The sequence below is a fragment of the Leptothrix ochracea L12 genome (assembly GCF_000262525.1).
Genome location: NZ_JH660696.1, coordinates 1 through 10,404 on the forward strand (window position 1 = coordinate 1; position 10,404 = coordinate 10,404).

The following is a 10,404-nucleotide window of genomic DNA, read 5'->3' on the forward strand; positions in this document are numbered from 1 at the left end:
AACGACTTGCTGATCAATGCTGCCAACCCACTCCAGCAGCAAATCGTGAACGTGGGCAACGCCCTCGGAGCTTCGGCCATGCCGCTGACCTTGGGCGAGGTCTACATGGGACTCAAAACCGGCACGATCGATGCCGAAGACAACCCGCTGCCCACCCTGCGCGCCACCAAATTCAACGAAGTCTTGGCCCAGATCGTTCTGACCCAGCATCTGGTAGACAGCCTGTTCATCACCTTGGCCGACAAGACTTGGCAGAGCCTGAGCCCGGCGCAACAAACCAAGGTTCGAGAAGCCGCTCAAGCAGCAGCACGCTTCAACAATGAACACCGCTTGCAAGAAGAAGCGCAGTTGCTCGAAGCCTTCAAGAAGCAGGGCTTGACGGTGACCACCCCCGATGTCGCCGCCTTCCGTCAAAAAGTTCAAGACACCTACCGCAGCTCGGACTACGCCCGCAGCTGGGCTGCTGGGCTGCTGGATCGCATTCAGGCCACAAAATGAATCGTCTATCGCGTCTACGGCGGCGTTTTCAACACGGTGCCGATGGGATGGCTGTGGGGCTCTTTATCGCCCTGTTCACGGTCTTCATCGTCCAGATCAGCGCGCGTTTCATCCTTGATCGGCCCTTGCCATGGACCGACGAGCTGGTGATGGTGCTGTACCTCTGGATCGTGCTTTGGGGGGCCAGTTTCGTCTTGAAAGAAGAAGAACACGTCCGCTTCGATCTGCTCTACAACCTGTGCCCCCTCGCGTGCAACGCGGGCTGCGCATCGCTGCTCACCTGCTGATCGGCGGCTTGATGGGTTGGGCGGTGCCGGGCAGCTGGGATTACATCCACTTCATGGCCCGTGAGAACACGCCCGTGATGGATCTACCGTGGATGTGGGTGGATGCCCCGTTCCTCTTTTTGCTCTGTGCCGTGGCCCTCAAAAGCCTGCGAGCCCTTTGGAACGAGATCGGGAGCGCCCTTCGATGAGCACCGGCATGTGGACCCTGCTGGCCGTGATGACCCTCGGCTTGCTGCTACGCGCCCCGGTCGGCCTGTCGATGCTCGCCAGCGGCGTGGCTTATCTGATCGTCACGCATCAAGAACTCGGCTTGGTGGCTGAGCAAACCTTGGGCGGCTTGGTAAACAGCTCCGTGTTGCTGGCTGTGCCGCTCTTCATTCTGGCGGCCAACTTGATGAACGCTGGCACGATCAGCGAGCGCATCTTCGACTTCTGCCGCCTCTTGGTCGGCCGCCTGCGTGGCGGGCTGGCACAGGTAGACATCTTGGTCAGCGTGATCTTTTCAGGCATGAGCGGCAGCGCCTTGGCCGACGCAGCCGGGCCGGGTCTGGTCACCCTGCGCCAGATGCTTAAAAAGCCCGAATACTCACCGGGATTTGCCGGTGCGGTGGTCGTGGCCAGCGCCACCATCGGGCCGATCATTCCGCCATCCATTCCGATGGTGATCTACGCTTTGGTTTCGGGCACGTCGGTTGGGGCCTTGTTCATGGGCGGCGTGGTGCCAGGTCTGTTGATGGCTGGGGCCCTGATGATCACGGTGCAGTGGATCGCCACCAAGCGCAACATGCCCAAAGAAGAGCCAGTGCCCTTGGCGCACTGGCCTCGGCTGATCGGTCGTGCCGCGCTGCCGCTATCACTGCCCATCGTGTTGCTCACCGGGCTTTACACCGGCGCGTTTACCCCCACCGAAGCGGCTGCCGTCGCTGCCCTGCACGCCTTGATCTTGTCCACCGTGGTCTACCACGCCTTGAGCTGGCGGGACCTGTATCAGGTTTTCCTTGAATCAGCCCGCGCCAGCGCCGTCATCACGGTGGTGATCGCCGGGGCCTTCATGCTGAACTACGCTTTCACCGCCGAAGGCGTCCCCAGATTGGTCGCCGGCTATGTGCAAGAGCAACATCTGGGCCCAACCGGCTTTTTGCTCTTGGTCAACGGCCTGTTCCTGGTGCTGGGTTGCTTTCTCGACACCACCGTGATGCTGCTGGTGTTCGTGCCGATGCTTTTGCCCAGCGTGCGCGAGCTGGGGATTGATCCCGTGCATTTTGGGGTGGTGGTGATCGTCAACATGATGATCGGCCTGATCACCCCGCCCTTTGGCATGCTGCTATTCGTCACCCATGCGCTCACGGGCATCCCGATCAAAGCCATGCTGAAAGAAGGCTGGCCGTTTCTGCTGGCCTTGCTGGCCGTGTTGCTGGCCATGACCTTGCTACCCAACCTGGTTTTGTGGCTTCCCCACTGGATGACACCGACACCTTAACCACAACATGCCAAAGCCATCACGGTTTCTTGGACAATTCTTAAGTTTAATAAAGATCCAACCTTATCTTGGACAAATTAAACCTAATTTGACGTACATTGATTACGTGGTCTTAAACATTCTTGTCCGTAACCGTCAATCAACCTGTTTAGGAGTCTGTGATGAGTTCGAATCTTACTCAGCGTGTTGCATCGGTCCTTTGGCCAGCCTTCATGGTTGCTGTGGTAGCGGAGTTGATATTCTTCGGGCTGGTTGATCCTTTGGATCTGGCCGTCTACGGAGCACCTGTCGGTGAAGACAGGGTTCACATCTATAGCGTTGGCTTTTATTTTCTGGGCCTTGGGTGCCGTTGCCAGTGCCATGACTGGTTTGCTGCATAAGACCGCCTTCGAGGTCAACCACCCCTCCACCGTGACCACAACCCGAGCCATCTACCGCGCCAAGGTTTCACGCCATGCAGGTGGTCACCACGCGATTCACATGTAATAGGTACCCCATGACGCCAAGCCAAGCGGGCAAGCCCCGTTACAAGGCCCGAAACCGACGACGCCCGCTACCATCGCGGGCGTTGCCATTTTTAGGCTTGTGCCTGCCGCCATGATCACTGACTCCCCCCTCGGACAAGCCGTCACCTACAGCGACGCCTACGATCCAACGCTGCTGTTTTCCTTGCCACGCGCCGACAAACGCACTGACATCGGCATCCAAGGTCAACCGCCTTTCGTCGGAGCAGACCTGTGGACTGCGTATGAGTTGTCTTGGCTCAATACCAAGGGCAAACCACAGGTGGCCCTCGCCCACTTCGTGATTCCCAGCGATTCAATCTCCATCATCGAAAGCAAATCGTTGAAGCTCTATCTGAACAGCTTCAACATGAGCCGCTTTGACGCGCATGAAGTGGTTCAGCAACACCTGATCACGGATCTAAGTACTGCCTGTGGCTTACGCGTGGGTGTGCGTCTGACGCTGCCCGATCAATTTCATACCCAAGTGATTGCCCCACTGCATGGCCTTGATCTGGACCGTCTGGATCTGGAATGCACGCACTACACCCCAACACCTGACCTATTGAGCGCGGATCACACTGAACCGCCCGTCACTGAAACCTTTGTCTCTCATTTGCTCAAGAGCAATTGCCTCATCACTCATCAACCCGATTGGGGTAGTGTTCAGATCACGTACACCGGTGCCACCATCGATCAGGCTGGTTTACTGCGCTATCTGGTCAGCTACCGGGGTCACGATGAATTCCATGAACAGTGTGTTGAACGCATCTTTATGGACATCTGGACTCGCTGCCGCCCCTCAAAACTCTCGGTCTACGCTCGCTACACCCGGCGAGGTGGTTTGGACATCAATCCCTACCGCTGTAGCCACCCGGCCGCTCTGCCCTCGAATGCGCGAACGGCACGACAATAATCCGTCGATCCACCCACCCCACGCCCCAAGCTGAAAGCGAGATCCTTGATGCCCACCATCGTCTACGGGATTCCGAATTGCGACGCCGTGAGAAAGGCCCGTGCGGCCCTCGAAGCGGTTGATCGCCCCTACATCTTTCACGACTACCGCCAACTCCCCCATCTCGAAACCTGTCTTGATCGCTGGCTCGTCAGTGTCGGCTGGGAAGTGCTTCTGAATCGACGCAGCACCACATGGCGAGGCCTAGACGACTATGTGCGCAGCGCCGTCGATGGTCCCGTCAGTGCCCGTTTGCTGATGCTGGAGCAACCCATCCTCATCAAGCGGCCGGTGGTCGAATGGCCCGACGGTCACATCAGCGTGGGCTTTGAGGCCGCAAGCTGGCAGCAACGGCTGAGCGATCTTGCTCAGCCGTCTTCAACCTAACATTTCTATGTTCACTGGCATTGTTCAGGGCATCGCCCACATCCGCGCCATCACCGACCGTCCCGGTTTGCGCACCTTCACACTGAGTTTCCCCAGGGGGTTTGACCAAGGTTTAGAGATCGGCGCCAGCGTCGCTTGCGACGGTGTTTGTCTGACCGTCACCACGTTATCCGCCGGGCAAGCGCAGTTTGACGTCATGCAACAAACCTTGACGCTGACCACCTTGGGCCGCTTCAACGTGGGCGACCCGATCAACGTCGAGCGCGCTGCTCGCGATGGGGCTGAAATCGGTGGGCATCCTTTGTCGGGTCATGTGGATTTCACCGCCACCTTGACCAGCATCCGTCAACCCGAAAACAACCATGTGCTGCGCATCCAAGTGCCGGCACCCTGGATGCGTTACATCTTTGCCAAAGGCTACATCGCCATCAACGGTGCCAGCCTCACCCTTGCCGATGCTGATCGCCAAGCCGGTTGGTTCGAAGTTTGGTTGATCCCCGAAACCCTGCGCATGACGACCTTTGGTCACAAACAAGTGGGTGCCTCGCTCAACATCGAGATTGAGCGTAGCACCCAAGTGATCGTCGATACCGTGCGCGACAGCGTGGCCGAGCATTTAGCTCCGTGGTTGCCAGCGCTGCAAAAACTCTTGGCCTAAAAAGCAAAACCCCGGCCAGAAGGCCGGGGTTGATCGGACTAGAACCGAAGATGAATCACTTCATCTTGTTCGGGTGCCAGTACAGGTACTTGGCGTAGATGTCCACATCCTTGGTTTCACGGATGAAGAACAGGCCGATCAAAAAGGTCATCGCGATGATGGCGATCGGGTACCACAGGCCGAAGTAGATGTCGCCGTTCTGGGCCACCATCGCAAACGCGATGGTGGGCATCAGACCACCGAACCAACCGTTACCGATGTGGTAAGCCAAGCTCATCGAGCTGTAACGGATCCGCGTCGGGAACAACTCAACCAGCGTTGCTGCGATCGGACCGTAGACCATAGTCACGTAGATCACCAAGATGGTCAGGATGATGACGATCTTGACGTGGTTGATCTTTTCTGGATCCGCCTTGGTCGGGTAACCCGCCTCAACCAGCGCAGCCTTCAGATCAGCCTTGAAGTCAGCAATGGCTTGGGCACTCGATGCATCGAACTTATTGCCATCAGCGTTAAGCATGGCGTTCGGCGCAAAGATTTCCTTGTCACCGATCTTCACCAGCGCCGAACTTCCCGACGGCAGCGTCTCGTTGATATAGCTAGCGGCCGATTGGGCCAGAGCACGCTTGGCGATATCGCATGAGGAGGTGAAGTCGATTTCACGAGCGATCGGGCTGCCTTGGAACGAGCAGGTCACTGGATCAGCCTTGACCACCAAGCGCACCGAGGCTTGCGCCTTCGACAAATCAGGATTGGCGGCTTCTGTCAGCTCACGGAACAGCGAGAAGTACGTCAACGCAGCCAGAGCCAAACCCAACAGGATGATCGGCTTACGACCAATACGGTCGGACAAGGTACCGAAGATGACGAAGAACGGTGTACCAAGCATCAGCGCCACAGCCACCATCATGTTGGCGGTGGTGCTATCGACCTTCAGCACGCTGGTCAGGAAAAACAACGCGTAGAACTGGCCCGTGTACCAGATCACCGCCTGACCGGCCACCAGACCAAACAGGCCCAACAGCACCACCTTCAGGTTCTTCCATTCGCCAAACGATTCAGACAACGGTGCTTGAGAAATCGCACCCTCGTCTTTCATCTTCTGGAAAGCGGGCGATTCGTTCATGCTCATACGAATCCAGACCGACACGCCCAGCAGCACGATGGAAACGAGGAACGGCACGCGCCAGCCCCAGTCAGCAAACACAGCTTCACCAAGGTAGGTCCGCACACCCAGAATCACCACCAGCGACAGGAACAAACCCAGCGTCGCAGTGGTTTGAATCCAAGAGGTGTAGGCACCGCGCTTGTTTTGCGGTGCATGTTCAGCCACATACGTTGCCGCACCACCGTACTCACCACCCAGCGCCAGACCTTGGGCCATGCGCAAGACGATCAACAGAATCGGAGCCGCCATACCAATCGAAGCGTAGCTGGGCAAGATCCCCACGATGAAGGTGGAGGAGCCCATGATCAGAATCGTGATCAGGAAGGTGTATTTACGACCGACCATGTCGCCAAAGCGACCGAAAATCAGTGCTCCAAAAGGACGGACGATAAAACCAGCCGCAAAAGCCAAGAGCGCAAAAATGAAGCCCGATGTGGGATCAAGGCCCGAAAAAACTGTTTGGCGATAATTCCCGCCAGCGAACCATAAAGGTAGAAGTCGTACCACTCGAACACCGTGCCAAGTGAAGACGCGAAAATGACCTTCCGCTCTCCGGCTGTCATCGGTTGATACGAATAGGATTTCTCCTGATCCACCGGATCTTCAGAACCGGCTGATATGTTTGACATAGATGCCTCCTAGTTTGATCAGATGATCACAAAATCACAGGGATGAAAGCAGTCGCTTGGGTGAAAATTTGCGGGCTTCCGGCATTTTTTCTGCGGCAGCAACGCCGCGGCCCAAAATCTGGTCTGCACCAACACGGCCCAAGGCCTTACTCAGCGACACAAAAAAGATGCGAATCAACTCAGCCAGTTCAAGGGTCATGCCCTGAACCACCCAGTCATCGTTCATCGGTCGCATCCACGAACGGCTGAACTGCATCTTGACCGCGTCTGAAATATCGGAGCGCTCTAATTCAGTCAAAGAACCCGTCCAAACCGTATCGGCGGCTTCGCGGTGATATTGGTAAATTTCCATGATGGCTGCGCGCATCACGGCCCCATAGATGATCTGCGGATCTTGCGGCATGGCTGTCACAGCGGGTGCGACGGGTAGCGGCGGCGCGACAACCACAGGAGGGGGTGCCATGCTCCCGATCGGAACGGGCTGTGGGATAGAAATGGGCACGGGCCTAGGCACAGGTTGAGGCACGTATACCGGTGCTGGCGGCGGCGGCGGCGGTGGTGGTTCAGCAGCGCGGATTTCGGCCATGCGAGCCAACTGCTGGGCCTGCATCTTGGGCCACGGATCATCTGGCAAGCTTGCTTCCAAAGCTTTCAACGTACTGAAAAACTACCATACAGGCGCTTGCGGGTTGCAGCATCCAACTGATGCTTGGCGCCGATAGCATCAACGAATGCGATGACATCGGACACCGACTCACCCCGCATTGACTCATGTTGCAGCCAAAGGGCATCAAGCAGGGCAGTCTCATCGAGCACGTTGGAAAACACAGCAACCGCTGCGCGTCTTCGCAACGAAGACTGAGATTCATAGGACATCGTCATCCTCCATCCATGGGATCTGTCTGTATTCCGCAGGATGTGCCGGATGCACGGCACACAAACTGCGACTGAACTTCGTTTCAGTGCATCACACGTCGATGAAACTCCCACCACTTTGATTTCCATCAAAGTATCGATCACGATTTCATAGTCGCGATGCTTACTGAAACAGGGCGAACGAATCTTGCACCATCAACAGCCAACAGAACCTTACAAGCCACCCGCTACCGCCAACCCCAAAACAAAATACCGTGAAAGCTCCACATCGTTACGAGTCACTCACGCCGTATTACATTCATTTGCATTCAATGCTTACCCTTATGTTTTTAAAGGTCAGTACTTACAGTCAAATACCATCAAAGAATAATCGTGCGCTTATTTTGTGAACAACCACACATTCAATAAAACTGTTTAACAATGACGCCATGCTCCATTTACTCAATCTCCTTGCTGCCATCGCCCTGTTGGTCTGGGGAACCCAAACCGTGCGCACGGGTATCCTCAGCGTTTTCGGTGAAAGCCTGCGTCATGTTTTGGCGACCAGCCTCGGCTCCAAACCACGAGCACTGTTAGCGGGATTGGGGGTCACTAGCTTGGTGCAGTCAGCCACGGCGACATGCATGATCGTGGCGTCCTTTCTCGATCGAAATCTCGTCACCACTTCTGCCGCACTGACGGTGATGCTCGGTGCGGATGTGGGTTCCAGCTTGATGGCTGTGGTGTTCTCACTGGATCTGTCATGGTTGTCGCCTCTGCTGATCTTTGTGGGTGTGGTGCTCTACGTTTCCCGCCAGAAAACCACGGCTGGCCGCTTGGGCCGCGTCGCCATTGGCTTAGGCCTGATCACGCTGGCCCTGCAACTCATCATCCAAAACACCCGCCCGATGATCGAGGCTCCAGCCATCCGCGGCCTGCTGGTGGCGTTGCCCAACGAGGTGCTGTTCGACATCGTGGTCGGCTCTTTCCTGACCGTGATGGCCTACTCCAGTTTGGCCATCGTCTTGCTGACCGCGACCTTGGCCGTTTCAGGCTTGGTCCCAGAAACCGTTGCCCTCGGGCTGGTGGTCGGCGCCAATCTCGGCAGCGGTATCTTGGCCGTACTCACCACCGCCAAGGCACCCATCGAGGCCCGACGATTGCCTTTGGGGAATCTGCTTTTCAAGATCGCTGGTGCCATCGTCGCGATCCCTTTCTTGCCCACGTTCACGATTTGCTGCTGGAGTGGGTTGGCAGCATTGATCAGCAAGTCGTTGTGTTTCATCTTTGCTTCAATGTCTGTCTGGCTGGGTTGTTTATGGCGTTCACCGGACCGATGGGCAAAGCCATGGATCGCTGGATGGTGGCCCCGACCAATCTGGCCAATTTGCGCCCCCAACATTTGGACTTGGTCGCGCTCAGCACGCCGTCTTTGGCGATTTCGTGCGCCGAACGTGAAGCCCTGCATCAAGCCGATGTGGTTGAAACCATGTTGCGCGGTGTCTTGCCGGTCATCCGCAACAACGACTTGGTGCTGGCCGAGCAACTGCGTCAGCAAGACGACACGGTCGATGAGCTCTACACCGCCATCAAGCTATACCTGACACAAATATCACGCGAAAGCCTCTCGGAGGGCGAAAGTCGTCGCTGGACCGATGTGATGTCATTCACCATCAACATGGAACAAATCGGCGACATCATTGAGCGCATCTTGCAAGACGTTGAGGACAAAAAGATCCGCAAAGACCGCAGTTTCTCGGAAGCAGGCATGGCAGAGATCGTTCATCTGCATGAGCGCCTGATCACCAACTTGCGACTGGGCATGAGCGTTTTTCTGGGTGGCAATGTGCGCGAAGCCAAGCGGCTGCTTGAAGAAAAGGCGCGCTTTCGCGAGTTGGAACATGAGTACGCCGCCAGCCACTTGAATCGCTTGCAAGACAACACCACCGAGAGCATCGAAACCAGTTCGCTGCACATCGATCTGATCAGCGACTTGAAGCGCATCAACTCGCACATCTGCTCCATCGCTTACCCCATTTTGGAATCAGCTGGCGCGCTCTCGCAGACGCGCATCCGCGCTTCACGCTTTGCACCGCTGGAAGAAGAACCGGCCCGCGACAAAACACGGTCATCCAGAGGCTGATAGGATCCGGCGCTCCTTTTGAACCACGCTTCGCACCACGACGAGCGCACATCAGCATGACCACGGAAGAAGCAGACAACGGCGGTCGGCCCTTGTCCCAAGTGATCCGGGCTCGCATCCAGCAAGCGGGTCGGCGTTTTCACGCCAACGACAACATCGCCGACTTCATCGAACCCGGCGAACTCGATCGCCTGCAAATCGAGGTCGAAGCCAAACTGCAAGCGGTGCTCGAAAGCCTGGTGATTGACACCGTGAGCGATCACAACACCCAAGAAACCGCGCGTCGCGTGGCCAAGATGTACCTGCGCGAGGTCTTCAGGGGTCGCTATGAACCAGCACCCAGCGTGACCGAGTTCCCCAACGTCGAGCGCCTCAATCAGCTGATGATCGTCGGCCCGATCACCGTGCGCAGCGCTTGTTCGCACCACTTCTGCCCCATCATCGGCCGAGTCTGGATCGGCGTGCTGCCCAAGGAAGACTCGAACCTGATCGGCCTGTCCAAGTACGCCCGACTGTGCGAATGGATCATGAACCGGCCGCAGATTCAGGAAGAAGCCGTCACCCGCTTGGCCGATTTGCTGCAAGACAAGATGCAGCCGGACGGTTTGGCGGTGGTGATGGAGGCCGAACACTTCTGCATGAGCTGGCGCGGCGTGCGCGACATGGAATCGCGCATGACCAACAGTGTGATGCGCGGCGCTTTCCTCGACGATGCGCCCCTGCGGCGCGAATTCTTGGCGCTGCTGCACCGCAAGCCCTGAAAACGACATGGAAAACTTTGACGCGGTGATCGTCGGGGCCGGTGCTGCCGGCCTTTTTTGCGCCGGCATGGCGGGCCAAC

General features: G+C 57.0%; 9 protein-coding genes and 3 pseudogenes. 9 read left to right on the top strand and 3 right to left on the bottom strand.

Annotation, left to right across the window (positions count from 1 at the left end):
- From dctP to LEPOCDRAFT_RS02485, 7 genes and pseudogenes are all read left to right on the top strand, one after another.
- The coding region (gene dctP, locus LEPOCDRAFT_RS02460; protein WP_009453641.1) for a TRAP transporter substrate-binding protein DctP at window positions 1–498 on the top strand (498 nt) is incomplete at its 5' end.
- Window positions 499–545: 47 nt separating this feature from the next.
- Window positions 546–973: pseudogene (locus tag LEPOCDRAFT_RS03055) on the top strand (TRAP transporter small permease).
- Window positions 970–2,265: a TRAP transporter large permease gene (locus tag LEPOCDRAFT_RS02470; protein WP_009453645.1), complete on the top strand. Its 1,296-nt coding sequence runs from the start codon at window positions 970–972 to the stop codon at window positions 2,263–2,265. The pseudogene LEPOCDRAFT_RS03055 and the gene LEPOCDRAFT_RS02470 overlap by 4 nt, the downstream one beginning before the upstream one ends.
- Window positions 2,266–2,556: 291 nt before the next feature.
- Window positions 2,557–2,751 (top strand): hypothetical protein, encoded by a 195-nt coding sequence (locus LEPOCDRAFT_RS02830; protein WP_156793960.1) that lies wholly within the window; start codon window positions 2,557–2,559, stop codon window positions 2,749–2,751.
- Window positions 2,752–2,862: 111 nt separating this feature from the next.
- A complete protein-coding gene (gene queF, locus LEPOCDRAFT_RS02475; protein ID WP_009453648.1) occupies window positions 2,863–3,684 on the top strand; it encodes an NADPH-dependent 7-cyano-7-deazaguanine reductase QueF in 822 nt (273 codons plus the stop codon).
- A 48-nt stretch (window positions 3,685–3,732) separates the two neighbouring features.
- A complete protein-coding gene (locus tag LEPOCDRAFT_RS02480; protein WP_009453649.1) occupies window positions 3,733–4,110 on the top strand; it encodes an ArsC/Spx/MgsR family protein in 378 nt (125 codons plus the stop codon).
- Between the two features lie 7 nt (window positions 4,111–4,117).
- A complete protein-coding gene (locus LEPOCDRAFT_RS02485) occupies window positions 4,118–4,768 on the top strand; it encodes a riboflavin synthase (RefSeq protein WP_009453650.1) in 651 nt (216 codons plus the stop codon).
- 55 nt (window positions 4,769–4,823) lie between these two features.
- Here the strand turns inward: LEPOCDRAFT_RS02485 and LEPOCDRAFT_RS02490 are convergent.
- From LEPOCDRAFT_RS02490 to LEPOCDRAFT_RS02895, 3 genes and pseudogenes are all read right to left on the bottom strand, one after another.
- Window positions 4,824–6,565, bottom strand: a pseudogene (locus LEPOCDRAFT_RS02490) (MFS transporter).
- A 34-nt stretch (window positions 6,566–6,599) separates the two neighbouring features.
- Complete coding sequence (locus tag LEPOCDRAFT_RS02495) at window positions 6,600–7,028, bottom strand: hypothetical protein (RefSeq protein ID WP_009453653.1); 429 nt, start codon at window positions 7,026–7,028, stop codon at window positions 6,600–6,602.
- A gap of 188 nt (window positions 7,029–7,216) precedes the next feature.
- Window positions 7,217–7,447: a hypothetical protein gene (locus LEPOCDRAFT_RS02895; RefSeq protein WP_043909930.1), complete on the bottom strand. Its 231-nt coding sequence runs from the start codon at window positions 7,445–7,447 to the stop codon at window positions 7,217–7,219.
- Window positions 7,448–7,869: 422 nt separating this feature from the next.
- On the opposite strand from LEPOCDRAFT_RS02895, the pseudogene LEPOCDRAFT_RS02505 reads away from it, so the two are divergent.
- Together LEPOCDRAFT_RS02505 and folE are read left to right on the top strand one after the other, a co-directional pair.
- A pseudogene (locus LEPOCDRAFT_RS02505) lies at window positions 7,870–9,563 on the top strand (Na/Pi cotransporter family protein).
- Between the two features lie 56 nt (window positions 9,564–9,619).
- Entirely contained in the window at window positions 9,620–10,324 is a 705-nt protein-coding gene (folE, locus tag LEPOCDRAFT_RS02510; protein ID WP_009453659.1) for a GTP cyclohydrolase I, read from the top strand.
- Window positions 10,325–10,404: the final 80 nt, after the last annotated feature.

Coding starts and splice junctions, on each gene's coding strand:
- queF (WP_009453648.1), top strand. CDS start 2,863: ATGATCACTGACTCCCCCCTCGGACAAGCCGTCACCTACAGCGACGCC.
- LEPOCDRAFT_RS02495 (WP_009453653.1), bottom strand. CDS start 7,028: ATGGCACCCCCTCCTGTGGTTGTCGCGCCGCCGCTACCCGTCGCACCC.
- folE (WP_009453659.1), top strand. CDS start 9,620: ATGACCACGGAAGAAGCAGACAACGGCGGTCGGCCCTTGTCCCAAGTG.
- LEPOCDRAFT_RS02895 (WP_043909930.1), bottom strand. CDS start 7,447: ATGACGATGTCCTATGAATCTCAGTCTTCGTTGCGAAGACGCGCAGCG.
- LEPOCDRAFT_RS02480 (WP_009453649.1), top strand. CDS start 3,733: ATGCCCACCATCGTCTACGGGATTCCGAATTGCGACGCCGTGAGAAAG.
- LEPOCDRAFT_RS02485 (WP_009453650.1), top strand. CDS start 4,118: ATGTTCACTGGCATTGTTCAGGGCATCGCCCACATCCGCGCCATCACC.
- LEPOCDRAFT_RS02470 (WP_009453645.1), top strand. CDS start 970: ATGAGCACCGGCATGTGGACCCTGCTGGCCGTGATGACCCTCGGCTTG.